A 25,281-nucleotide genomic window follows, 5' to 3' on the forward strand; every position below is an offset into this window, starting at 1 on the left:
AGACCGTCGCTCCGGGCCTAACAGACTTCGCCTGCCCGGCGAAATCCGGTACAGAGAAAACGTTAGAGTCAGAAAATCCATTAAGGGGTCGCGTTGCCCTTTCCGCACGAACCTGGTGACGGAATGAATTTTCGCGGCATTTTGCCGTTTCAATGACTCTCATTCGGACACCGCTCATGGGTTCCCATCAGCAATACACCTTTCGCCCCGTCGGCGAATCCTTGGAACAGCGGCGTTTGCTCGCGACCTTACCAGCGATCGAAGTGGCAGCGGAACTTACCGGCGACGTGGCCGTCACCCAGGTCAGCGAATCGACAGTCGCCACGCCATCCCTCGCGGCGGCCGCGGCGACGGGGATCGTGGCTCGGCATCGCATGACATCGACGCAGTACAACGCCGAAGTCGCACGTCTGCAGGACCTCGGTTATCGCCCCTTCCAGGTCTCCGGGTATGAAATTGCCGGCCAAGACTACTACGCGGCAATCTGGAAGCCCACCGGTAGCACCACCTGGCAAGCACGGCACGGCATGACGTCGTCTCAGTATCAACAAGAATTCACGACTCTGGTCGGCCAAGGCTATCGACTGTCCCACGTCAACGGCTACACGATCGGCGGAATCGATCGCTACGCGGCGATCTGGGAGAAAGTCTCCGGGCCCGGTTTTTACGCACGTCACCGGATGACCGGTTCACAACTGCAAAGCTTTGACAACGATTACACCAGCCAGGGCTATCGGATCACGAAGCTCAGCGGTTACGCGATCGGCAGCCAAAGCTACTACGCCGCGATTTGGCAGAAACAATCGGGTCCGACCTACGTGTGGCGTTATGGTTTGACGTCCGCTGATTTTCAAGAACAGTCCGGCCAGTTCGCCGCATCAGGCTATGAGGTCGTTGATGTCAGTGGCTACAGCGTCGGAGGTGTTGATTACTACGCGGGGATCTGGGAACAGCAATCGGCAACCAGTGGCGTGCTCCGCCACGCCTTGAGTTCATCCCAATATCAATCCGAGTTTGACGCCTTGTCGGCGCAAGGTTACGAACTCAACCGAGTCGATGGCTACACGGTCGGAGGCATCGACCGCTACGTGGCCAGCTGGACCAAGCCCGCCCAAGCGTTCACGGAGTTGCCGATTTCCGGCACGATGCTTCCGCAGCTCTCGGCGCTGACGGACACGGTCGAGCAATTCATGGTCGAACGTCAGATTCCCGCCGGGTCGATTGCGATCAGCAAAGACGGCCAATTGCTCGGTGAGATCGGCTTGGGGTGGAGTGATCACGATCAAACCGACGCGATCGATCCGGATGCGATGTTTCGATTGGCGAGCGTGACCAAGCCGATGACCGATGCGGTGGTCACCAAATTGATCTCCGAAGGCGTGATCCGTTTAGACGATCAAGTCTTTTGCACCGCGGGGGCGAGCGACGACTGTCTGTTGGACATCACGCCATGGGGCACACCCGATGCCCGACTCTCCCAGATCAACGTGGGACATCTGCTCGAGCATCGCGGGGGCTGGGACCGTGATCTTTCGGGAGACCCGGTGTTTAACCAGATCGCAATCGCCGATGCAATGGGGATCAGTTCGCCGACTGATCAGCAGCAGATCGCACAGTACGTGCTCGGACAACCGTTGGATTTTGATCCCGGCGCGCGGTACGCCTACTCCAACTTCGGTTACATGATCCTGGGACTGATTGTCGAAAACCAAACGGGACGCGACTTCACGGAGTATTTGCAGAACGAGATTTTTCGGCCGATCGGAGTCGCGAACACGGAGATTGAATTGGGGCGTAGTCTGCCGGGCAATCGCAACCCTCGCGAGCCGAACTATCGCCATCCGTCCCTGGGAACCAGCGTGTTTGACACGTCTCAACTGGTCGCTTTTCCCGACGGAGCGTTTCATCTGGAATCGATGGAGTCCTTTGGAGGCCAGATCGCCTCGGCGCGGGCGGTCACAAGCTTTCTGGATCGATACTGGATCAGTGGAGAACGACGCAGCGGCGGCAACGCGAACTACACGTTCTATGGTTCATTGCCCGGCACCGTAACGATGGCGCGGCAACGCCCCGACGGATTCAACGTCGTCGTCTTGCTGAACCAAAGGACGAATGCTGCGGGAAACACCTATGACGTCAACGTCTTGAAAAGCCGAGTCGATGCGGTGCTGGACACGGTGGACGTCTCGATCACGACACAGGACACAATCGGACTGTACCAAGGCGATACGTCGCTGTTTCACCTGAAAGAAACGTTCGGTGCGGGGCCGTCGGATCAGTACTTCGCGTTCGGTCCGAGCGGAAACGCCGGCTGGACGCCGCTGGTCGGCGACTGGGATGGTGACGGAACCGACACCATCGGACTGTACCAGGGCGATGCGTCGCTGTTCCATCTAAAGGATTCGTTTTCGCCCGGAGCTGCCGACCACTACTTCGGTTTCGGTCCCGGAGGTGCGGAGTGGATTCCGCTGGCCGGAGACTGGAACGGCGACGGCATCGACACCATCGGGCTCTACCAGCCCGACCTGTCGCTGTTCCACCTCAAGGATTCGACCACACCGGGAGCGTCCGACCATTACTTCGCCTTCGGTCCCGGCGGCGATGCGGGCTGGACACCCGTGGTCGGCGACTGGGACGGCGACGGCAGGGACAGCATTGGGCTCTACCAACCCGATGCGTCGCTGTTTCACCTCAAGAATTCGTTCACCGCCGGTGCATCGGATCAGTACTTCGTCTTTGGTCCGGGCGGAAACGCCGGCTGGACTCCGATGGCCGGGGATTGGAATGGTGACGGCACCGATACGATCGGACTGTACCAACCGGACGCCTCACTGTTTCACCTCAAAGATTCGTTCACCTCCGGTCCCGCGGATCACTACTTTGCGTTCGGGCCCAGTGGGAACGCCGGCTGGATTCCGCTGGCCGGTGATTGGAACGGACCGACCATCTCCGCCAATCCACCGGCTGCTGCGGCGGCGAATTTCGTTTCGGCGGCTTCGATGCCAGCGGCGAAGGCATCACCGACCGGCTCAGCCGATCCGAACGAACAGCTTGCCGCCGTCGAAGTGGTCAAGATCATTGGTGAGACCGAAACCGATGTCGCGTTGACGCAGTTGCAGGATGCGAACCGAACGAATCGGCCAACCAGCGGCAAGCCGCTCCGCGAGGAAACACCCGGTTTGCTCGACTTGGTCTGGCAAACAGGGATCGAATTGGAAGAGAAGGACGCCGCGATGTCGGTGCTGTTTTGACCCAAACGTCTTGCTGCTATCCCTTTCGGGAGAAACACATGCACAGCATGACCTACTGGTCCGTCTGCAGAAAGACAAACGTTCCCAGCTTGGACGCGGTGGCGACGTCGACGCGTCCGTCTTGGTTCAAATCGGTGGCCAAAATCTGAACACCGACGCCGGATGCGTCGTCAATCTGGTGCGGGACGTATCGGACGGTGCCGCCGGGTTCACGTTGCAGTTCAAACCAATAGACCACCGGTGGCGCCCCGGGATCGATGTCTCCGTCTGGACCGTGCGCCCAACGTCGCTTTCCGGTGATCAGATCCGGCAACCCATCCCCGTTGATGTCGGCCGATGCCAACGCATGGGGCTGGGTGAACGCCACACCATAGCGGTCGATCGCAGAACGATCTCCCATGATCAGGTGTTCGTGAAACGTTGCGTCCGGTTTGGTTGCCGACTGTTCGTACCACGCCAATCCCCAGCCATGCGCATCGACGGCGGACAACACGTCTTGATCTCCATCGCCGTCGACATCGATCGCAAACATCTGCGCCCCGCCACGGCCTTTGGAAAACAGGCCGCGATGAAACGTCCATGGGGACGTCCGCGACGCATCGTCGGGCTGTTCATACCACCCGTCGTTCAGCAACAGATCCAGCTTGCCATCGCTGTTGACGTCCCCGACGCCTTGGCCGTGATAAAACTGCGGCCAGTCTTCGGGTTCGCCGATCGGAATGAATCGCCACGGCTCGGTTGGTTCCGATGGATCGGGCTGAATCGAGCCCCAGCATCCGTCCCAGTGGCAGATCACTTGGGGGACACCGTCGCCATCCAAGTCCACGAGCGTGGGCGATTCACCTTTGACGCGATGGAACGCCACGTGCTTGTTCCAGAGGGCATCCGATTTGCCTGGATTCTCGTACCAGATCGCTTCGTGTTTGTGGACGCGGCCGAGGACCAGGATGTCTTGACGGCCGTCGCCTGAGAAATCGGCAACGAAGCTGAACATGCTGTTGCTGGGACTTTCCGCGGGCGGCAATGCGATCGGTTTATAAAACGCGTGAGAGCGTTGAAAGTCGGGACCTTCATACCAAAACGGTCCGGTGACCACGTCCAGATCTCCATCGCCGTCGATGTCGCCGGACGAAACCCCGTCGCAGTAGTACAGATCGTTCAAGACGAGTCGCTCGAATCGGATCGTATCGCCGGACGTGCGTTGCGATGAAGCCGGCGGCTGTTGCGCCGCGACAATCGTTGCCGAGAAAACCAACGAACAAAGGAGGGTCGGTGCACGCGTCATCTCAAAGCCTGGCATAAAGAAGCGGTTCAAAGCGGCCCATCATACACCGCCGCAGCGATCGGTAGACCCATGCCCCGGATGGACCAGAAGGAAGCCCTTCGTTGGCTGCAGCGCAGACACTAAGAAGCACTCGGCCTCCCGCGGTTGAATCGCGGCGACTGTTCGTTATGTCGATGTGGGATTATCGTGGTCAGCCTCTCACCTTGATTCACCTTCGCTCTCCTCCAGACCGTTCATGAAAGACGCGTATCTCCATCCAGCCCGCTTTGTCTCTGCCCTGGCCATCATCACGACCTTGGCCGCATCACCCGGCAACGTCAGTCACGCCGCCGATTGGACGATTCCCGTCGCCGGCAATGCGTTTCGAACCGCCCCGGACCCGGGCGGTCGAGGTTTTCGGCGAGATGCCTCGATCGCCTGGTCAGATCCGGACAACATCTACTCGGTCTTCTTTCGGGTGGATCGACCCGCCGTCTTGGACCTCGCGATTCGGGCGCGTGTTGCCGACGGTCCGAGCACGCTGGCCGTCCGCATCGCCGATCGAACGTTCAACACCGTGATCCAATCGCCGGACTTTTCCGTCAAACCGGTCGGTCGGATCGAAGTCCCCGAGGCCGGTTACGTCCGCGTTGATCTGCAAGGTAGCGAGCGTAGCGGGAAAGCTTACGCCGACATCAGTGACTTGATGGTTGCGTCGGATACCGACGGCCTGTCGCTGGACTACGTGAAGTCCAACGCGGGCAACATGTTCTATTGGGGGCGACGCGGCCCTTCGGTGCATCTGCGTTACGAAGTCCCCCGCGATCAAACACTGCAATACGCCTACAGCGAACTCACCGTTCCCGAAGGCCAAGACCCGATCGGTTCCTACTTCATGACCAACGGTTTCGGCGAAGGTTATTTTGGGATTCAGGTCAACGGTGCAAACGAACGACGCGTCCTGTTCTCGGTCTGGAGTCCCTTCAAAACCGACAATCCGCGGGACATTCCCAAAGACCAACAAATCGTGATGCTCGCCAAAGGTCCCGGCGTGCACGTCGGCGAGTTCGGCAACGAAGGCTCCGGCGGCCAAAGTTATTTGGTTTTCCCGTGGCAGGCAGGGACGACCTACCGTTTCTTGACCGAAGTCCGACCGGACGGAGAGGGGAACACGATCTACACCTCGTGGTTCGGAGACAAAGCCCAGCAGACCTGGCGATTGATCGCAAGCTTTCGCCGTCCCCAGACGGACACGCACCTGACGGGATTCCATGGATTCCTTGAGAACTTTTCGCCTACCCACGGGCACATCGGCCGCCGCGCAAACTATGCGAACGTTTGGGTGCGTGACATCAACCAGCAATGGCATGAATGCACCCGGGCGCGATTCTCGGTTGATGCAACCGGCCGCGGTCGTCACCGCTTGGATTTCACCGGCGGTGCCGACGGCGATCACTTCTTTCTACGCAACTGCGGTTTCTTTGACGAAACAGGTCGGCCGGGCGAAACCTTCACCCGGAGCTCCACCGCCGACGCCCAGCCGGACATCGATTTTGACGCCCTGCCGAAAAGCTGAGACCGTTGCCGTCTACGACTTCACACCGATGTTGATGTAGGCGTGGACGTGCGGGGCACCGCGGAAATGCCAGACCAGCGACGGGCCTTCGACACGCCAAATGTCCCAGACCTTGTCGTCGTCCAGATCTTCTTCCTGATAGAACGCCATGTGCAGCTGGTCGAGCCCACCGCTGCTCTTCAGAATCGCCATCACCTCATCGACGTCTTCTTCCCGATAGGGTGCCAACAAAACTTTCAACGTCGATTCGACCAGTTCTTTTTGATCACTCGCCAGCTTGCTGACGGCGAGGCCTGGGAATTTACCCCCGGCGCCTTGCAACTGAACCGCGGTTTCTCGGGGCGCCTTTTTCAGCAGCGCCGCTTCCGCTTGATCGGCATCGAGTGCCTGGAAGACTTCGTTGGTCTTTTGGGTTTGGTAGAAGAACAGGTTATCGCTCGGATTCTCTTCGCCGTGGCCATAGACGATGGGCCCGCCGAAGGCCGCCTTGTCGACCCGATTCCCGTCGGCACGCATCGTCAGGTGCCGACCGGTCATCTCGAATTGGAACTGGTCGGTGCCGGGTTCGCCGAAGATGGCGACACTGTAGTTTTCCATCCCGCCGTCATCTTCATCCATCTGCTGGATCAGGCGGTCATAGCCATCCTTGGAGGTGATGTTGCGAACGATTTGATCGATCAGGGTTTGTTGTTGCTTAGAGAACAAATCGTCGCCGATGACCACATCGGTGACGTGCCAGTTCGGATTGATTCTGCGTCGGGCTTGGTGATCGAACGGCCGCCAGATCGCTTTCTTTTGCTTTTCCGAGAGCGATGCATAGAGTTCGGCGACCACGGTTTCCGCAGACGTCTTCGATGTCGCTGAATGAGCGAACCGTGGGTCGAATAGACCCGCCGACGCGACTCCGGCGGCAACGGCACCTCCAAGTTTGACAAAGTCTCGTCGGGCAACACGCTGGCCATTGCGACGCGTTTCGGGACGGTTCATGTTCATCTCTGTGCTCACTGAAAGATTGGGGGGAATGTCCAGGCGGGAACCGTCGGAGGACGGCGGAACGAGTTCATCTTAGCAAGTTGCCGACCGTGACGCACCATTTGTTTCGTAGGGCATGCTGTGCATGCCAACAGGCCATCAGTTTCGTAGGGCATGCTGTGCATGCCAACGGGCCATCAGATTCGTAGGGCATGCTGTGCATGCCAACAGGCCATCAGATTCGTAGGGCATGCTGTGCATGCCAACGGGCCGTCAGATTGGTAGGGCATGCTGTGCATGCCAACGGGCCGTCAGGCACAGCCTGACCTACGTCGAAACGCAAACCCACTAAAGCGGGGAAGGGTGAACAAAAAGGAGGTCATCCGATGTTCTCGGGCGTTGCCTACTTGTCGCGGCGCGTCAAAATCACTTGGTGCGGCCCTTGAGTCTTTCCGTCAAAGACGACGTCGACAGCGAGGGTCATTTGCCCCGCCGGGAACTTGAGATTGGTGGTATGCCCGCGCCGCTGTCCGGCGGGGATTTCAAGCGTCTTGGTCTGTTTCCCCACGGTCATCGTCGCGGTTCCGGCCGGTGGGTCGCTGGCGAAGATCAGCTCAACCTCGTAGTCCCCTGACTCCGTGGCCTCCAGCAACCAGACGCCGTTGGAATTGCCCGCCCAAGGACGTCCCTGGATGTGCCGCCAGTCCTGACGCGTCAAGACGCTACGCAACTCATGCTCGGTCCCGATGACGATCCGCGGCGGCGCGTAGTTGTCCGGCCGTGTCGAACTGACATCCTCGAACCAGGCTTCGTAATCGCGTTTGAGTCGCTGCACCACGTCGGGGTGTTGCTGGGCAAGATTGTTGGTTTGACGTGGATCCTTGTTCAGATCGTAAAGCTGAAAACTCGGATCGCCGGCAAAACTTTCCCTGCCAAAACCACTCGGATGAACCAGTTTCCACGGTTCTTCATGAAGGGCAAAGTGATGGTAGCGTTGCGGCTCGTTACCACGATGGGTTTGCAATACGATTTGACGTTGCGGCAGACTCGTCGCTTCACCGGTCAACAGCGGTAGAAAGCTTCGACCGTCGAGCTTGTGTCCATCGGGCGGCTCGATTCCGCAGGCATCAAGCAAGGTGGGAAGCAGATCGATGTGCGCGCACAACACGTCGGAACGGTGACCGGCTTGCACCTGGGCGGGCCAGTGAAAGACCAGCGGCGAGCGGATGCCACCATCGTCGACATGCGATTTCATGCCACGCATGTCGCCGACATACCGCATCGTGTTGGGACCGTTGTCGTTGAGGTAAACGACAATCGTGTTCTCGCTCAGCCCGAGTGCGTCCAGTTTTTTGAACAGTCGTCCGACATTCTCGTCGATGTTGGTGATCATTGCGGCGATCCGCGCCAGCTTGTCGCTTTCCTGCTCCAGCCGTTTCGGATTCAGTTCGTTGACCAGGATCGGTGTAAAGTCGACCTTGCGATACTCCTGGTACAAGGCTTCGGGCACGTCGTGAAACGGACCGTGCGGCGCGTTGGTGGCAATGTAGGTGAAGAAGTTTTTATCAGCCTTGGTACTCTGCTCGATGAAATCCATCGCGGCATCAAAATAGATGTCGGTGCAGTAGCCCTTGATGAGTGTTTCTTCGCCGTTCTTGATCAGCGTCGGGTCGGTGTACTTGCCTTCGGCACCGATCGGATCGGAGGGTTGGCCGATGCCGCCGCCGCGATGCACCAGACTGTCTTGAAAACCCTGATCCATGGCCCGGAGCGGATAGTTGTCGCCCATGTGCCACTTGCCGTAGATCCCGGTGCGATAACCGGCCTCGCTGAGAAACTCGGCGATCGTCACTTCGTCGGGGTCCATCATCGCTCGACCGATGTAGGTGTCGATGCAACGGGTACGGTAGTTGTATCGGCCGGTCATCAAGCAGGCTCGTGTGGGCGCGCAAACCGGACTGACATAGAACTTGCTCAGAAAACCACTACGACGGTGCATCGCATCCAGCTCGGGCGTTCGGATCACCGGATTCCCCATGAACCCATAATCGCCGCCGCCCTGGTCGTCGCTCATGATGACAATCACGTTGGGGCGATCCGCCGCGACGGCACGAGAGATCGAAATTCGAGGCACGAAGACGCCCAGGAAAAGGACGATCGTGAGGACAACAGGTTTTCTCTGCATGGACTTGTTCAGCAAGAGGGCGGTGGCTGGTCAGGAAGACTTGGCAGGAGGCATTGGAACGGGCTCGTTCAACTCGCACCATCGTAACCCAGCGAGCCATGCGGTGCATGAGAACCAATACGTCGCTGCCATTGGTGGGTTTGATCCGTCGCTGTGCTCCGGTAATCACCATGCCCCGCAATCTGGTGCGGCCGATCAACTATAGTGATGGTTTACCGGCCACCCACTTCACACGTCTTCCCGTGAACGCCAGATGAGAATTCCAGCCCTGATCCTCGTTGTCGCCAGCTTCGGTTTCACGATGGCTTTGCCTTGCCAGGCACAATCTGTCCCCTCAGCGAAACAACTGGAAAACTGGCGGAAGCGTTTCCCGGATGCGGATACAAACCGCGACGGCACGCTGACGATCGATGAGGCGAATCGGTACCGCCAGAAGAGGCTTTCGCAGACGCCTCGGAAAGGTAACTCCGGCGGCGCAAACCGAGGCGCGCCGCGCGAGTTCAAGGTCAATCCGGGCTGGGATTTGGAACGTTTTCCCGAACACGCCGTCTGCTACCTGCCGCCGCAGCAGATCAAAGCCGTTTTCGAGCAGTCCGTGGGGGGAAAACAACCTGTCGTCGTTTCCTACGACAAACCCACCGACGGCGCGCTGCGGATCGTCGGCACCGGGCACAGTTTCATGGCGCCGGGCTATCGGACGTTTCCGATCATCTGCAGAGCGGCGGGCATGACACAACCGCTTTACACCCACACCGGAGGCGGGATGACCGGCAGCACACGCTACAAGTGGGAACAGGAAAACGGGATCTTCGATTTCGAAGGCCGCCCCGAACCGAAATTGCTGGCCTCGATCGCCAACGCCGAATGGGACGCGATGATGTGGGGGCCGTACTTCAACGACCGCCCCGCCTATTATTCGTGTTGGATCGATTTCTGTTTGAAATACAACCCCGACATGAAGTTCTACTTGTCCGACGCTTGGCCACAGCTGTATCAGCTCGGCACGAACCCGAAGTCGGAATCATTCTTTACCGAAGCAGTCTTTGATCGACTCGGCGCCGAACGGCGTGCAGAGTACTCAAAGCAAGTCGAGGTGCTTCGCCGACAGTACCCTGACAAGATCTTTATCATGCCGACGTCCGACGCGATGGTCCTGGCGGCCAAGGCGTACTTGCGAGGCGAATTGCCGGGCGTCGAGGGCATCCACCGTGTGATCGGCGGCAAGGAGCGTTCCTTGTGGCGCGACCAATTAGGACACATCGGTCCCGGCTTTGAGCGACTCGAAGGCTATGTGTTCTACGCCACTCTGTATGGGAAGTCGCCCGAACTGATTGACGCCGACATCCCATTCGACGGAGACGCGTCCTTCCCCGGCCCCCAGCTGGATCGAAAGTTTCGCGAGATCGCTTGGCAAGCCGTCATCGGTCACCCGCTCTCTGGCGTCACGGACGAACAAGGCGACGACAGCCGTGACCGCTGAGATCAGTTCACGCTGGGGTGCCAAATGCTGCTCAGGACGTGCAGCGTTGTCGCGGTGACTTGGGCCGATTCGTCGCCGGCGAAGACTTCGATCGTCGGCTTTTGGCCGGACGGAAAAATGCGGTCGCTGATCACCGCTTCGCCATCGTTGATGAACACTTCGATCGAGGACCGATCCACCAACAGCCGCAGCGAGACTTCGCCATCGAGGACGCGCACCGGCGCTTCGTGGCGTCCCGCAAATGCCTGATGAAAGGCGACGTTGCCGGATTTTCGCCGATCCACGTAGACCGCACCCGGCTCGCGATCGTAGCCGACTTCGGTGAATTCATCGTCGCCGGTGCGAATGCGAAGCCCGACCGATCGGGCGGTGCCGGGCTTCAACGTCGTCTCAAGCTCAAACACCCTGTCCGTCAGTTCCCCCGGCTTGGTCACGGCAACCGGCGGCCAAGTCGCCGCGTGCGTCTGGATCGATCGACTGTGGACGCGCAGCCGCTGCAGTTCTTTCACCGGCCGTTGCACCAGCACGTACTCACCCGAGTCATCGCGTCCCAAGTCATCGCGACCCGGTGTCTTCCGTAAACTCAGCGTGCGTGGTACCGACATGCAACTGCGCCAGGGGGACGTCGGGACGAGGCAGGTTTGCCAGTTGTTGAACCAACCGATCCAGATGCGACGTCCATCGGACTGCGGGATGTCGGACCAACTCACCGGCGCGTAGAAGTCTCTTCCGAAGTCGACCCACTTGGCATCCTGCGTCGCCGTGAACCGGGTGCCGTCGAAATGGCCGACGAAGTACTCGCCGCCACTGCCGCCGGCCACGCTGCCGCTTCCCATGTCGACCTCCAGCACCCACAACGACTTTCCCCCACCGCCTTCGACCGGCAATTCGAACAGGTCCGGACATTCCCAGTTCGACTTTTGTGCCACACCGGCGGGGCCGAAACGACTCAATTCGCTCCAGTCTTTCAGATCCTTCGACGCATAAAACACCACGACCTTTTCTTTGGCGAGCGAAACGACCATGACCCAGCGATCGGTCGCTTCGTGCCAAAACACTTTGGGATCACGAAAGTCGGGGTTGTCGATATCGAGCACCGGATTACCGGCGTACTTCGTCCAAGTCCTACCGTTGTCGTTGCTGTAGGCCAGATTTTGAACCTGCTTGCCGTGGCCATGACCGGTATAGATCGCCACCATCGCGGGCTGGTCCCCGCGGCCGAATCCCGAGCTGTTGTGATGATCCACGACACAGCAACCGCTGAATGCCATGATGCCGTCGGCTTCGGGAATCGCCAGCGGCAGGTGTTCCCAGTGGGTCAGGTCGGCGCTGACGGCGTGGCCCCAACTCATGTGGCCCCACGAGTTGCCCGCGGGATTGTACTGGTAGAACAGATGATACTCGCCGTCATGAAACACCAGCCCGTTGGGATCATTCATCCAATTGATTTCAGGGCTGAAGTGATATTGCGGCCGCAACGGCTCGCGCAGGTAGTCGGCCGATTGACGATACTTGGAGAGCTGGTATTCCAGATCAAAACGTTTCGGCGGATCGTCGGTCTGGACCAGATGATCGACCAGCAGATGGCCCCAACCGCCGGTCGCGCGGTCATAGATTCGGACACGCGCTCGGCGTCCGGCAAATTCGCCCACGTCCCAAGACGACCATTGCAGTTCCTCCGACTCGGCCCCGGTCGCCGCACGCACCGATTTGCCGTCGACCAGCAATTCGATGCCGACGCTGTCTTGCCGGGCACCGCCGCCGATCAAAAACGCCAGATGGCGGCGCCCGATCGTAAACGGGGGACTGGTCGCGGTCCCGGTCGTCGCGTCTCCTCCCACGAACGTGTTGATCAGACCCTGACCACGAAATCCCGACACCGGCATTTGGTTGGCGAGGGTGCCGGGTGCCGGCTGCGCACCGAACGCGTCCCCCGTGATCGACCATTCGCCGTAGGAATCGGATTCGAAATCATCGATCAACAGATCGTCACCGACCACCGCTTGCGCTGAACAGACGGACGTGAAGATCACGACGAACAGGATTCTCAGAACGCTCATGAACAAGACTTCCTTAGGCGGCTCGCAGGGCTATCAGAAAAAAAAACCGGGCATTCAGGGTTTCATCAAATCGTCGGGAAACGTCATCGTCGCGCCCGGCTGTGAACACACATACGACGCCACGGCGATCGCATTTCGGTTGACGATGTCGATGTCTTGCCCGGCGAGCAGCCCCAGGGTGATCGCAGCGGTGAAAGCATCGCCCGCGCCAACGGTGTCCGCGATCTCGGTGGGAACCCCCGGAAGATCGCTGACCTCGCTGTCGGAAACGATGGCGGCGCCATCCGCCCCGCGTGTCAACGCGACGTAACGCAGCTGATGCCGCGCGGCCAGTTGCCGCATCACGTCCACATCGTCGCCGGACAAACCGTTGATCCGGGCGAGTCGAGGCAGCTCGTCGTCATTGAGTTTGAGAACATTGGCCAACGCGAGCGATTGCTGGATGACGGAATCGTCGTAGAAGGGCTCACGCAGATTCACGTCCAGAATCCGCAGCGCCGATTCCGGTGTCGCCTGGACAAACTGGTTGATGGTTCGGCGTGACGTCTCACTGCGTTGTCCGAGGGTTCCGAAGCAGACCGCGTCGCACGTCGCCGCGACCTTGCCCAAGGCGTCATTCCAGACCAGATGATCCCAGGCCGCATCGTCGGCAAAGTGATAGCTTGCCTTGCCGTCGTCATCGAGCTGGACGTCGACTTTTCCGGTCGCGTGTTGATTGACCTGCAACACCGAGGTGTCGACGCCGCGTCGTTTCAGCGATTCGATCGCCTTGCGTCCCAATTCGTCCTCCCCGACGGCACTGACCATCAACACCCCGGCGGCGCCCCGTGACAACTCCGACGTGCTGCACGAAAAATTCGCCGGGGCACCTCCAAAACGGGGTCCATCGGGAAAAACATCCCAAAGTATTTCACCAATCCCAACAACCTGATGCACAACCATCACTCCTCCGCGATTCCCGTTCGGGCCTGCATGTCCTCCGGAGAAACGCCTTTCGTCTCCGGCACAAAGAACTTCACCCGATCCACTGCAGCACCATCATACCGCAGAAGGACCCTAAAATTACCGCCCCGACCACCGCTGGGTTCGAAGTGGCACGAGAGTTGTCTTGCACAGTCCACATGCACCACAACCAACCGATTCTGCCGAACACCACGCATGATGGTTTTGATTTGCCGGATGTCCCGGCCGAGCATCACCCCCTCCAACGGGCCGCGTGGCAACAGGGGTTGGAACAGGAGGTTCTCTGGTTGTTGACCCAAAAAGCTTCGTCAATTCGCGAAGAAATCTATGATCGGGTTGACGAAATCCTGTTGCGAACCACGTTGGAAGCGACCGGAGGGAACATCAGCCAGGCGAGTCATCGTCTGGGAATCAGTCGGCCGACGCTGCGAAGCCGGCTTCGCCAACTGAAGATCGAAATGCCGACGTCGTGATCGCGATGGAAAACTTCTTGCCAAACCTTGCGAAAGACTTTGCCACCGAAGACGCGATCAGCTTTGACTTCACGGGACGCGATCGAAAAATCGCTCGTCGATCATTGCCCCCGACCGTCGGGCCGCCGGTGTGCCGCCCGACACCGCTGAATCGCGGTTGTTCAGCGGCCCAGACCCTGTCGCGAAGGGGCGGTGGTCAAACGAGACTCAGCGACCCCTCGAAATTGGAAAAAAAATTTCCAATTTGCACGGCTGTCAAAATCATTCGAAGCAGCGAGACTGAACAGGAATTGGCGTTCAACCGCTGCGGCGCATGGACCATCCTCACGCAATCAAGAATTAATGAACCAACCTACGACTCCCGTCAATCGCCACCCCGATCACGCCGTGTTGAGCGGCTCGCACGTGGGGGCGGAACCGGATTTCGACGTCTCCGAATTCGAACGCAAACTACTCGTCCGCCAGCTCCGGATAGAAGATTACGAAGCCTTGGTGACGATGCAATTGCGTTGTTTTCCCGGCATGGAACCGTGGGGCCGCGACCAGATCGAAAGTCAGCTCAAGCACTTTCCCGAGGGCCAGCTGGTTGTCGAATGCGACGGACATGTGGTGGCCAGCAGCAGCAGCCTGATGCTCGACTACGACGACGACCTGGAGTGGTGCGACTGGAAAAAAACGGCCGATGCGGGCTACATTCGCAATCACCGGCCCAAGGGCGACACGCTGTACGGCATCGAGATCATGGTCGATCCCGATTTTCGCGGGATGCGACTGTCACGTCGACTCTATGACGCGCGTAAAGAGCTCTGCCGCAGCCGAAATGTGGAACAAATGATTGTCGGTGGACGGATCCCGGGCTATCACAAGTATGCCGACCAGATGAAGGCGTCCGAGTACGTCGATCGCGTCATCAACAAGTCGATTTTTGATCCCGTCTTGTCCGCCCAGGTCGCCAACGGGTTTGCGCTGGAAGGGTTGCTGAAGGACTACCTGCCCACGGACACCGAAAGCTGTGGCTACGCGACTTTCTTGATCTGGCGCAACCTGGAATATTCGCCGGTCAGCAAACGGCGGCACCGACGCACCGTCCGCCCGGTCCGCATCGGTGCGGTGCAGTACCAGATGCGAGCGGTGGCGGATTTTGACGAATTCGCCCGCCAGATCACGTACTTCGTCGATGTCGCCGGTGACTACCGCTGCGATTTCCTGTTGTTCCCCGAGTTGATTACGACCCAATTGCTTTCGATCATCCCCTCGCTGCGTCCCGGCGAGGCGGCTCGAAAGCTGGCCGAATACACGCCCCGATTGATGGAAGTGTTCGCAGACCTGGCGATGAAATTCGATACCAACATCATCGCCGGATCGCACTTCATCGTCGAAGACGATCGTCTCTACAACGTCGCCTTTTTGTTCCATCGCGACGGTCGCATCGACAAGCAATACAAACTGCACATCACGCCCAGCGAACGCTCGTGGTGGGGCGTGGAAGGCGGGCCGTCGATGGACGTGTTCGATACCGATTGCGGCAAAGTTTCGATCCAAGTTTGCTACGACTGCGAATTCCCAGAACTCGGTCGCTTGGCGGCGGGCCAAGGGGCGGACATCATCTTCGTCCCTTACAATACCGAGAGCCGACACGGCTATCTTCGCGTCCGCGCCTGTGCCCAAGCCCGCTGCATCGAAAATGACGTTTACGTGGCCATCGCCGGCTGCACCGGGAACTTACCCTTCGTCGAAAACGCCGACGTGCACTATGCCCAATCGGCGATCTTGACGCCATGCGATGTCACCTTCGCCCGCGACGGGATCGGCGCCGAAGCGAGTCCGAACATTGAAACCGTCATCATCCACGACGTCGACTTGGAACTGCTGCGACGCCACCGTGAACGCGGCAGTGTCACCAACTGGAAAGATCGCCGCACCGATCTCTACGACGTGACCCAAAAGTGAGCAGGCCGCTCGCACTGGCGCAAGCGGCCTGTCGATTTAAGCCCGCACGCGTTAGCAAGGGGCCACGCGGCGCCCCTCGCTCACGCGTCGGCCTGGCATGATCACGTTGATTTCGGAACATCGACTAAATCGACAGGCCGCAAGCCCAATACCGCTAAGTTAAGCGTGGCTTCCTCATGTCGGGGCCCGTAGGCTCGCGCCATACGGCTGATCATCGATTGAAACCAGCCGGTTCGTGCCAGAGTCCGGGATCTCCGTTTGTCTAAGCTTGGCGGTATCGGCCGGTCGCGAACTTCTCCATGTCGTTCCGCCCACGCATTCACGCAGGGGCGGTCGCGGGCGTTGAGGCCGTCGCGGACGCGTCGCAGGCCAACGCTTCACAGAGTGATCGACAGGCCACGTAACCGACCGAGACGGGGTACTTTGCCGCCAGCGCACTGGCTTGGTCGAACAATTGGATCGCAACGGCGAGATCCCCCGACTCGACCGCGTGCAAGGCCGAACGGGCGTACTCCGCCGCCGTCCGCGCGTCGCTTTCGACCACGGCCAGCCATTCGGCGGCCTGCCGCCAACACTGTGATTCCTCGCCCCGCGTGGCCCTGGCCGCCACCCATGCCTGCCGCGACAACAACCCGCGCAAATTCAGTCGATAGGATCCGAACTCGGTGTCCCAGCAACACCCCACCCAGCTTTCTTGAGCAAGTCGTACGAGTGCACCGAGTTGTGTTGACATCATGGTTGTTCGCGAAAAAGGCAAGGAGCGGATGATGGGAGTGGTCCTGTTCGGCTAAGTTAAACGGTCGCACGTCCCGCACTCTCCGGTACGCAGCTTGCATGACCTGACGCAAATGATGTTCCCATTGAGGTGCCAAATCTTTTGCCACAGGGGCTGCGGTGGTGCATCCACTCCCTTTGTTTTCAATACCCATTGGTGAAAGCCCTGATCCGCCGAAACGCTTTCCCGATGGTTTGCAGCGCCGCGGTCGTGTTGACCGTCGGCTCGTTCGTGATCGCTTACCGGGCGATGAGCGATCTGCCCGTTGCCAATCAACGCATTTCACTCGCCCAAGTCCGGCTCCAACAGCTCGGTTCGTTGCGTGCCAACCTGGCCGCCGCCACGTCTCGCGTCCGTGTTCTCAAGATGGGCGGAGACGATCAAGACCGGCTGGAATTGGCCGAAGCGATTGCCCGCTGCGACCAGCTGCTCGGCGAGTTACAGACCGCAGACCAACCCAATGCCCCGTCGTTGCTGGGCCGAATTCACGACGACGTCGGTGACTTTCTGGAACTGCTGCGATCGGCGAATGTCGCGCGAGGTTCGGTCAGTGACGACCAACTGCTGCAACTGCGTCAGGAATCAAAATCGCTGCGGTCGCGTCTGGAGTCACTCGAAGAATTACTCCGCGGCCAATTCGACGAACTTCGCGGCGTTCTCGATTCGAAACGCCAGGGTGCCCTTTCCGCGTTGGTCGCCGGCCACGCGGTCATGCTGGCCGCACTGGCGTTGTTGTACACCGCGCGACGTTCGGAACATCACCGCCGCTTGGCCGCCGACAGCAAGACCGCCGAAGCCGATCAGCGATTCGAACTGTTGTTCCAGAGCAGTGGAGACGGGATCATCGTGACCGACGAATTGGGGCGGATCGAGGTGGTCAATGTCGCGATGGCGGAAATGCTGGGCGTTTCCGCCGACGACCTGCCCGGACAAGTGCTGACGCGATTTTTCGAAACGACCGTGATCGATGAATGGCTTGCCAACCGGCTCGACGACCCAAGCCAACACCCGCTGCTCCTGCGACGGGTCAAAGTCAAACGCACCGACGGGGAATCACTGCTGGCGGAAATCTCGGTCAAACCACGCACCGATTTCGGAATCGAGCGTCTGGCGATTTCCGTGCGTGATGTCTCCGACCAACAGGCTTCGCGGCTCAGGCTGAAACAGCACGAGGCCTTGCTGGCCGAGATTCCCGATCCGATTCATGTGCTCGACGCCGCCGGACGCGTCATCTACTGGAATCGCGGTGCACGACAACTCTATGGCTACGAAGCCTCCGAGGTGATCGGGCATACGGCAGCCGATCTACTGCAAATCGTTGCCCCCAATGATCATTCCGCGAACGTCCACGGCAGCGACTACGACACCGCATCCCGCTGGTCGGGTGAACTGCGCGCGACGGCGAAAGACGGAACACGACTCCGGATCGAACGACGACGGACGCGACTGTTTGACGACGGCGAATCGATCGGCGATGTCATCTTCGACCTCGATCTGGTCGCCCGCACGAAGCTGCAACAGGTCGAGCGGCGTCGCCAGCGGCTCGAATCGCTCGGCGCCTTGGCCGGCGGAATCGCGCACGATTTGAACAACCTGCTGACGCCGATTCTGATGAGCGGGAAAATGCTGCAACGGGACAATCCCAACGTCGATCGCGGCGGGCTGGTGGAAACCATCGTGATCGGCGCCTCACGCGGCGCCGATCTGATCTCGCAACTGCTGACCTTCGCCCGCGGCGGTGACGGCGTCCACCAGCCGATTCGCCTGCAGTCGTTCCTGCCCGAAATCGTGGCCATCATCCAACGCACCCTCCCGGCCGGCATTCAGTTGCAATTGGCGATCGAACCGGACTTGCCCGACATCAGCGGTGACGAAACCGAAGTCAGTCAGGTCGTGATGAATCTGGCCATCAACGCCCGCGATGCGATGTCCGAGACCGGCGTGTTGGGAATCGAAGCATCGTTGATGACGCTGGTCACCGAACGCTCGTTCTCCTACACCACGCTTCAGCCCGGTGACTACGTCGTCATCAGCGTCTCGGACACCGGCACCGGCATTCCGGTGGGCATCCGGGATCGAATTTTCGACCCGTTCTTCTCGACCAAGCCACGTGGCCAGGGCACCGGTCTGGGGCTGAGCACTTCGATCGGGATTGTCAAAGGCCACAACGGGGCGATCGGACTGCAGTCGATCGTCGGCAAGGGAACGACGGTCTCGGTGATCCTGCCGGTCCTGCCGACCCAAGAAGCGTCGGAAACGTCCCCCGCTGACGCTCGGCTCGCCTGATGCGCCGCGTGTTCTCAAACCGGATGGCTCTTGCCTGTGCCGCGAGATTGCCTGATTGGCGGGCCTGCATGCTTGGCGGTGTTAGCCTGCACGACAGGGCTTGGATCGCGTCGCACACCTGCCATACTGGATCCCACCTCATCCCCTCCACCATGCCGACTCGTTCATGACGAATTCTCAAACCCTGCTGGTCATTGACGACGACCCGTTGATTCTCCAATGCATGCGATTGTGTCTGCCCGAACCGGATTATCACGTGGTGACGGCAGAATCGGCCCAACAGGCGATTTCCGCGTTTCGCAGCGGACAGCCCGATGCGGTGCTGCTCGATATCCAGCTTCCCGACCAGTCCGGCCTGGCACTGATTCACGAAATCCGCGAACTCGATGGCCGCGTTCCGGTGATCCTGATGACCGGCCATGGCACCTCGGAAACGGCAATCGCGGCGATGAGCGGTGGTGCCTTCGACTACGTGACCAAACCGTTCGAGCCCGATGAGATTCTGCCCGTCATCGATGCGGCGCTGGAAACCAGCCGCATGGCGCGCAAGCCCGCGATCCTGCCGTCGGAAAAGGAACGCTTGTCGTCGGAAAAACCCAGCGACCAAATGATGGGCGAGTGCCCCGAGATGGTCGAAGTGTTTCGCTCCATCGGGCGGGTCGCCTCGCGCGACACCGCCGTCTTGATCTTGGGCGAAACCGGCACCGGCAAAGAAGTGGTTGCCCGGGCGCTCTACCAACACAGCTCGCGACACAACCATGTGTTCCACGCGATCAACTGCGCGGCGATCCCCGAGGCGTTGCTGGAAAGTGAATTGTTCGGCCACGAAAAAGGCGCGTTCACCGGGGCGGAGCAGCGACGCATCGGAAAATTCGAGATCTGTAACGGCGGCACATTGTTTCTAGACGAAATCGGTGACATGACGCCGGTGATGCAAACCAAATTGCTGCGTGTGTTGCAGGAAAAGGAGTTCGAGCGCGTCGGCGGTAGCAAAACCATCAAAACCGATGTGCGAATCATCGCGGCGACCAACCGCGATCTCGACTCCGCGATGGCCGACGGATCGTTCCGCAGCGACCTGTTTTATCGCTTGAACGAATTCACGATCTCGTTGCCCCCGCTTCGCGAACGCGGCCAAGATCTTCCCAAGATGGCGGAACACTTTTTCCATCTGTTTTCGCGTCAGCTGAAAAAGGACTTCGTGTCCATCGCACCGGAAACGATGCAACGTCTGCTGGCCCACGATTGGCCCGGAAACGTTCGCGAACTGCAAGGCATCATCAAGCAGACGTTACTCAAGGCCAGTGGCCCGGTGATCTTGCCGGCCTTCTTGCCGAGCGGGTTCGGCGCCGCATCGCCCTCCTTAAGCTCCGCCCCCGCCGAGACGGCGTCCCAGGACTGGCAGGACGGACTGGCCAAGGAGATCCGCAGGCGATTTGCCGAGGGCTCGTTCACGATCGGCAATGACATTCACGACGACGTCGATCGCATCCTGATCGCCGAAGTCATGAAGTCGAGTGGCAACAACATCAGCGAAGCCAGCAATCGTCTCGGCATCAGCCGTCCGACGCTGCGGAGCCGAATCAATCATCTGCGGATCGACGTCAGCTGATCGCGTCGCGCTCCATCGACGAGATCGTTGGTCGTTGTCGCGTTTCGCGTTTCGCGTTTCAAAAACACCGTGAAAGACCGGAGGGCTCGCGCCCTACCGCTCACAAAAACACCCCGCTTGGCGTCAAAGTAGATGGCACTGGACACCAGCGTGCTGCTGCGAGAGAAAGCAGGCGTGCCAAGACAAGCTTGGCACGCCCCTGGGATGGGGACCTACCTGTGACCATCAAGGCCGAACCTCCTGGCCAACCAGTAGCTCCATACCAGTTTGTCGCTATCGGAGGCATCGTCGCGTTTCGGTCCGCAAACGATGCCTGAAGACGCATTAAAGATCCAGGTGTTGGACGATTTCGCGTTTGGCGATCAACCGGGTGCCTCGTTTGCGTTCGACGCCGCAGACGTCCAGCCAACGATCGCGAAGCAGGTTTGAGACCTTGTCGATCGCGGCGGCGCTTTCGCCCACGTTGGGAATTTTCCCGCCGGCACGGTGGGCGTGGCCGCCGGAACCTCCCAGACCTTTCATGGTCTCTCGAATCATCTCCGCCGCGTTGTCTTCAGCATATTGTGTCCGCGCCGAAACCAGCAAGTCCCCCGCGATCACGGCTCCGCACATCACCCGGCTGACCGAATCACCCCGGATCAACAAATCCGCGATCTCGCCGACGATCTCGACGCCATCGGCTCGGGGCAAGAAGCACATCGCCACCTCGTCGTACAGAAAGGTGTTTTGCAGCGCCAGCAGCAGATCCCCGTAATACGATCGCTGCAGCGGTGCATTGTGAATCTCGGCCAACAACTCGGGTTCGCCGTATTCCATCAACCAGGGCAAGATCAATCGGTCCAGCGACGAATAATGCGATTCGTAGGCGCAGGTCTCGGTGCTGATCGCATACAGCATGGCGGTGGCCAACTTCGCTCCCGGGCTGATCTGTTGCTCGCGCAGGTAGCTGGCGATGATCGACGCCGACGCGGCGACCTCCACGCGAATGTCGCTAAACGGCGTTTTGATGCTGCGTCGATCGGCAATGTGATGATCGATGATCGCGAAGGGCTTGACCCCCTGACGGGTCAAAACGTGGTTGGAGGCTTCCGCCCCACAATCCACCAGAATCGCCGCGGTGCGATCATCGAATTCAAAGTCGTCCACCAATTCGATCGGCGGTTCCAATAGATCCACCATGTGCCGGTTCTCGGCACGGACGATGGCACCCCCGCCGATCACCCGTGTCGGCAGCCCCACCGTTTCGTCGATCAAGACTTTCAGCCCCCAACCCGAGGCGATCGCATCGGGATCGGGATTGTCATGCATCACGACGACGACCTCGTCACAATCGCTGAGACTCTCTAATAGCCGTGTGGAGACGGATTTCGCATTCAATTGCGTTGCCTTCATAACTCCGTCGCTCGCATCACACCCAGACCCTCGATTCAAACCAAGGAAACACCGACCCTGGTTGCTATCCTATCCGCGGCCAACACCGCTATAAAGGTTGAGAATCCTGATTCGGCAAAGTTCGAGCGTCCCTGGCGTCAAACGGGGCCGGTTAGGCAACGCGGCCCCCCGGAAGCGGGCAGGAATGGACCACAGCCCCTCTGGTTGAACATGATTGAATCGATTTTCTTGACCTTAGACGAATTGCGGCAGACCTTCCGCATTGTCGACGCGATCGACATCGTGCTGGTTTCGGCGTTCCTTTACGCATCGCTGCTGTGGTTTCGCCAGACGGCGTCGCGGGGGGTCCTGGTCGGGCTGGCGGGGCTCGCGTGGGTGTATTTTCTCGCTCGCAGCCTGGACATGTACCTGACGTCACTGGCCTTTCACACCACCTTTGCCGTCCTGTTGTTCATCTTGGTCGTGGTGTTCCAGGAAGACCTGCGTCGGCTGCTCGAACGGGTGGCTTCCTTCCAGTCCGTTCCATTTGAGCACGGCGGCCCGAGTGGGGTGCAGATCGACTCCCTGGTAGAAGTGGTCTTTCGCATGGCGTCTTCGAAGACCGGCGCCCTGATCGTCCTGAAGCGAAAGGAATCACTTGAACGTCAGCTGCATGGAGGCATCCCTCTGGACGGCAAGTTCAGTGTCCCACTGATCTACAGCATCTTCGATTCGAGCACGCCGGGACACGACGGTGCGATCGTGATCGATCGTGACCAAATCAAACAGTACGCCGCCCATCTTCCGATCTCTCCCAACACCAACAAGCTCGGCGGCCGCGGCACGCGGCACAGCGCGGCACTGGGGCTTTCGGAACGTTCCGATGCAGTCACCATCGTGGTGTCCGAAGAGCGCGGCAGCGTTTGTGTGGCTCAAGCGGGGACGTTGAAGGAGATGCCGACTCCCGGCGACCTCCAGTCTTTTCTCGACGCCAACTTTGCCTCGGGTCTCGCTGATTCGCGGCCACCGCTCTGGAAACAAATCCTGGTCGACCACGCGGGTCTGAAAGTCTTGTCATTGATCGTCGCCGTCGCCGCCTGGTTCGTACTCGCCTACGATCCTCACACGGTGCAACGCACCTTCATCGTGCCGGTCGAGTACAGGAACGTGGCCAAACAGTTGGAAATTGACGCCTCGGCGCCGAATGAATGCCGCGTGACCCTTTCGGGTTCGGACCGCGATTTTCGCTTTCTCGATCCGGCCAGCCTGAAAGTTTCACTGGACCTGAGTAACTCCCAGGCCGGTTATCACGAGATTCTTCTCAGTGAGCAAAACATTCAGCTGCCGGCGAATCTGTTTCCCTATCGCATCGACCCCCGAGTCGTGCTGTTGAAGATGAATGTGAAATTGCCGGAACCGACAGCGGCCGAACCGAGCAGCGTTCCCAAATAACGTTGCACACGCCGCACGCGGGCAACGCTTCAAACGATCCACGACCTGAACAGCCGATGGCGCTGGTGGAAAAGGTTTTTCCGACGCGGCGCAGTTTCTTTTCCACGGCGTGGCGTTGGCGGCGCGGGGCCACCCCCGGAAGTCCCGTCGGAATGAAACCAGGATCGACGCGCGAGCCTGTGCTTTGGGATCGAGCGACTCGAAGCCTCTCCCGCGTCTTGCCCGGACAACCAGATTGGCACGAAAAATGCATTCAAACGATGCGATCGACCCAGTGTGGGTCACCAACCGAATCGTTTGCTCCTGCGAGGAAACTGCAATGGCCAACCGTGGCAAAAACCAAAAGAAACCCAAGGGCTTCAACAAGAAAGTAGCGCCCGTCGTCGCCCCGACCACGAACAACAAAGGTAAGTCGGCGGCTTCCTCGCGCGGCAAGAAACGATAAGTCGATCGCGGCAATCCTGACGCGTGCCAAGGCATCCTCGATCATCGCCCCACCACGCTTTATCATAGCGACCCGCAAAGTTTTATTTCGGCTTTGCGGGTCGCGTCGTTTCCGCTTCGGTGAAGATGGTTCACCCGAAAGGCCCATAGATTCACCCGGAGTTTGCTTGTGGTCGGTGTAATTTCACTATTGGTGACACTCACGCTGTCGATGATCGTCACGCGGGTGGCCGCGATGGCGTTGATGTTCACCGGGCTGTCACGCGAGGCGGCGAAATTCCAGGCCCGATCGGCGTTCACCGGATCGGGTTTCACCACCCAGGAATCGGAAATGGTGGTCACCCACCCCGTGCGGCGGCAGATCGTGATGCTGTTGATGCTGCTGGGCAACGTCGGGATTGCCACCGTCGCCGCGACCGTGATGGTGTCGGTGATGAGCACGTCGAACTCCACCTGGCAAACCCAGGTCCTGTTGTTCACGATCCTGATCGGCGGCATCACGTTCTTGTGGGTTTTCTTTTCCAGTCGCTGGGTCGAGCGGCACATGAACCGCGTCATCGCCTGGCTGCTCAAAACGTTCACCGATCTCGACGTTCGCGACTACGTCAGCCTGCTGGAACTCTCACGCGGCTACGCGGTGACCGAAATGCTGGTCGAACCACGTGACTGGATGGCCGGCAAATCGCTCGCGTCGCTGCGACTGAGCGACGAAGGGATTTTGGTGCTGAGCATTCGCCGTGAAGGCGGCATTTTCCAAGGCACGCCGCGGGGCGACGACCTGGTCCAGCCCGGCGATGTGCTGATCCTTTATGGTGATCTGGACGACGTCGAACGACTGGATAAACGCCGGGCCGGATTCAAGGGTGACCAGGAACACGCCATGTCGGTCGAACAACAAGAGGAATTCGAAGCCGAACAGCGAGAATTGCTGCAAGCTCTCGAAGCCAAACAGGCATTGGAGTCGGAGATTCTTGAAAAGGCCGAGAAGCTTGATGCGTAAGTGTTGGTGTGCAGGCTTGAGCCCAATACCGCTAAGTTAAGCGTCGTTTCTTCAGATGAGGGCCCGTAGGCTCGCGCCAAACGGCTGATATTCGTTTGACATCAGCCGGTTCGCGCCAGCGTCCGGTCCCCCTCATTCATGTTAACTTAGCGGTGTTGGGCTTTAGC

17 protein-coding genes are annotated in these 25,281 nt (G+C 59.4%); 10 read left to right on the forward strand and 7 right to left on the reverse strand.

The genetic code is table 11. The annotated features are described in order from the left end of the window. Window positions 1–176 precede the first annotated feature (176 nt). Entirely contained in the window at window positions 177–3,251 is a 3,075-nt protein-coding gene (locus NZK35_RS17630; RefSeq protein WP_259633851.1) for a serine hydrolase, read from the forward strand. Window positions 3,252–3,303: 52 nt separating this feature from the next. Here the strand turns inward: NZK35_RS17630 and NZK35_RS17635 are convergent, their stop codons facing one another. Then, the gene (locus NZK35_RS17635) at window positions 3,304–4,536 is read right to left on the reverse strand and encodes an FG-GAP repeat domain-containing protein (RefSeq protein ID WP_259633852.1); all 1,233 of its coding nucleotides are present in this window, start codon (window positions 4,534–4,536) and stop codon (window positions 3,304–3,306) included. 235 nt (window positions 4,537–4,771) lie between these two features. On the opposite strand from NZK35_RS17635, the gene NZK35_RS17640 reads away from it, so the two are divergent. Next, the gene (locus NZK35_RS17640) at window positions 4,772–6,091 is read left to right on the forward strand and encodes a DUF3472 domain-containing protein (protein WP_259633853.1); all 1,320 of its coding nucleotides are present in this window, start codon (window positions 4,772–4,774) and stop codon (window positions 6,089–6,091) included. Between the two features lie 12 nt (window positions 6,092–6,103). Here NZK35_RS17640 and NZK35_RS17645 read toward each other — a convergent pair whose 3' ends face one another. After that, on the reverse strand, window positions 6,104–7,078 hold the full coding sequence (locus NZK35_RS17645; protein WP_259633854.1) for a DUF3500 domain-containing protein: 975 nt from the start codon (window positions 7,076–7,078) through the stop codon (window positions 6,104–6,106). 388 nt (window positions 7,079–7,466) lie between these two features. Further along, window positions 7,467–9,197, reverse strand: a complete 1,731-nt coding sequence (locus NZK35_RS17650) for an arylsulfatase (protein ID WP_259633855.1) — start codon at window positions 9,195–9,197, stop codon at window positions 7,467–7,469. Between the two features lie 304 nt (window positions 9,198–9,501). On the opposite strand from NZK35_RS17650, the gene NZK35_RS17655 reads away from it, so the two are divergent. After that, window positions 9,502–10,728, forward strand: coding sequence for a hypothetical protein (locus NZK35_RS17655; RefSeq protein ID WP_259633856.1), 1,227 nt, complete (start codon window positions 9,502–9,504; stop codon window positions 10,726–10,728). A gap of 2 nt (window positions 10,729–10,730) precedes the next feature. Here NZK35_RS17655 and NZK35_RS17660 read toward each other — a convergent pair whose 3' ends face one another. Continuing rightward, window positions 10,731–12,788, reverse strand: a complete 2,058-nt coding sequence (locus tag NZK35_RS17660) for a glycoside hydrolase family 32 protein (protein WP_259633857.1) — start codon at window positions 12,786–12,788, stop codon at window positions 10,731–10,733. Between the two features lie 54 nt (window positions 12,789–12,842). Then, the gene (locus tag NZK35_RS17665) at window positions 12,843–13,724 is read right to left on the reverse strand and encodes a carbohydrate kinase family protein (RefSeq protein WP_259633858.1); all 882 of its coding nucleotides are present in this window, start codon (window positions 13,722–13,724) and stop codon (window positions 12,843–12,845) included. Between the two features lie 185 nt (window positions 13,725–13,909). Here NZK35_RS17665 and NZK35_RS17670 point away from each other — a divergent pair, with 185 nt between their 5' ends. After that, window positions 13,910–14,224 (forward strand): helix-turn-helix domain-containing protein, encoded by a 315-nt coding sequence (locus tag NZK35_RS17670; RefSeq protein ID WP_259633859.1) that lies wholly within the window; start codon window positions 13,910–13,912, stop codon window positions 14,222–14,224. 342 nt (window positions 14,225–14,566) lie between these two features. Continuing rightward, window positions 14,567–16,174 (forward strand): bifunctional GNAT family N-acetyltransferase/carbon-nitrogen hydrolase family protein, encoded by a 1,608-nt coding sequence (locus NZK35_RS17675; protein WP_259633860.1) that lies wholly within the window; start codon window positions 14,567–14,569, stop codon window positions 16,172–16,174. Between the two features lie 319 nt (window positions 16,175–16,493). On the opposite strand, the gene NZK35_RS17680 is transcribed toward NZK35_RS17675, so the two are convergent. Next, window positions 16,494–16,907, reverse strand: coding sequence for a hypothetical protein (locus NZK35_RS17680; protein ID WP_259633861.1), 414 nt, complete (start codon window positions 16,905–16,907; stop codon window positions 16,494–16,496). 198 nt (window positions 16,908–17,105) lie between these two features. On the opposite strand from NZK35_RS17680, the gene NZK35_RS17685 reads away from it, so the two are divergent. Together NZK35_RS17685 and NZK35_RS17690 are read left to right on the forward strand one after the other, a co-directional pair. Continuing rightward, window positions 17,106–19,235, forward strand: coding sequence for a PAS domain-containing sensor histidine kinase (locus tag NZK35_RS17685; protein ID WP_259633862.1), 2,130 nt, complete (start codon window positions 17,106–17,108; stop codon window positions 19,233–19,235). A gap of 166 nt (window positions 19,236–19,401) precedes the next feature. Then, window positions 19,402–20,847 (forward strand): sigma-54-dependent transcriptional regulator, encoded by a 1,446-nt coding sequence (locus NZK35_RS17690; RefSeq protein ID WP_259633863.1) that lies wholly within the window; start codon window positions 19,402–19,404, stop codon window positions 20,845–20,847. A 324-nt stretch (window positions 20,848–21,171) separates the two neighbouring features. Here NZK35_RS17690 and NZK35_RS17695 read toward each other — a convergent pair whose 3' ends face one another. Beyond that, on the reverse strand, window positions 21,172–22,224 hold the full coding sequence (locus NZK35_RS17695) for a DHH family phosphoesterase (RefSeq protein ID WP_259633864.1): 1,053 nt from the start codon (window positions 22,222–22,224) through the stop codon (window positions 21,172–21,174). A gap of 225 nt (window positions 22,225–22,449) precedes the next feature. Between NZK35_RS17695 and NZK35_RS17700 the strand changes: the two genes are divergently transcribed. The 3 genes from NZK35_RS17700 (at window position 22,450) to NZK35_RS34720 (ending at window position 25,114) form a co-directional block, all read left to right on the forward strand. Beyond that, window positions 22,450–23,670 (forward strand): diadenylate cyclase, encoded by a 1,221-nt coding sequence (locus NZK35_RS17700; RefSeq protein ID WP_259633865.1) that lies wholly within the window; start codon window positions 22,450–22,452, stop codon window positions 23,668–23,670. 319 nt (window positions 23,671–23,989) lie between these two features. Continuing rightward, complete coding sequence (locus tag NZK35_RS17705; protein WP_259633866.1) at window positions 23,990–24,115, forward strand: hypothetical protein; 126 nt, start codon at window positions 23,990–23,992, stop codon at window positions 24,113–24,115. Window positions 24,116–24,283: 168 nt separating this feature from the next. Then, entirely contained in the window at window positions 24,284–25,114 is an 831-nt protein-coding gene (locus NZK35_RS34720) for a TrkA C-terminal domain-containing protein (protein ID WP_259633867.1), read from the forward strand. Window positions 25,115–25,281: the final 167 nt, after the last annotated feature.

The organism is Stieleria sedimenti, from assembly GCF_025060895.1.
Lineage (GTDB): Bacteria > Planctomycetota > Planctomycetia > Pirellulales > Pirellulaceae > Stieleria > Stieleria sedimenti.

Coding starts and splice junctions, on each gene's coding strand:
- NZK35_RS17630 (WP_259633851.1), top strand. CDS start 177: ATGGGTTCCCATCAGCAATACACCTTTCGCCCCGTCGGCGAATCCTTG.
- NZK35_RS17635 (WP_259633852.1), bottom strand. CDS start 4,536: ATGACGCGTGCACCGACCCTCCTTTGTTCGTTGGTTTTCTCGGCAACG.
- NZK35_RS17640 (WP_259633853.1), top strand. CDS start 4,772: ATGAAAGACGCGTATCTCCATCCAGCCCGCTTTGTCTCTGCCCTGGCC.
- NZK35_RS17645 (WP_259633854.1), bottom strand. CDS start 7,078: ATGAACCGTCCCGAAACGCGTCGCAATGGCCAGCGTGTTGCCCGACGA.
- NZK35_RS17655 (WP_259633856.1), top strand. CDS start 9,502: ATGAGAATTCCAGCCCTGATCCTCGTTGTCGCCAGCTTCGGTTTCACG.
- NZK35_RS17660 (WP_259633857.1), bottom strand. CDS start 12,788: ATGAGCGTTCTGAGAATCCTGTTCGTCGTGATCTTCACGTCCGTCTGT.
- NZK35_RS17670 (WP_259633859.1), top strand. CDS start 13,910: ATGCACCACAACCAACCGATTCTGCCGAACACCACGCATGATGGTTTT.
- NZK35_RS17675 (WP_259633860.1), top strand. CDS start 14,567: ATGAACCAACCTACGACTCCCGTCAATCGCCACCCCGATCACGCCGTG.
- NZK35_RS17680 (WP_259633861.1), bottom strand. CDS start 16,907: ATGTCAACACAACTCGGTGCACTCGTACGACTTGCTCAAGAAAGCTGG.
- NZK35_RS17690 (WP_259633863.1), top strand. CDS start 19,402: ATGACGAATTCTCAAACCCTGCTGGTCATTGACGACGACCCGTTGATT.
- NZK35_RS17700 (WP_259633865.1), top strand. CDS start 22,450: ATGATTGAATCGATTTTCTTGACCTTAGACGAATTGCGGCAGACCTTC.
- NZK35_RS17705 (WP_259633866.1), top strand. CDS start 23,990: ATGGCCAACCGTGGCAAAAACCAAAAGAAACCCAAGGGCTTCAACAAG.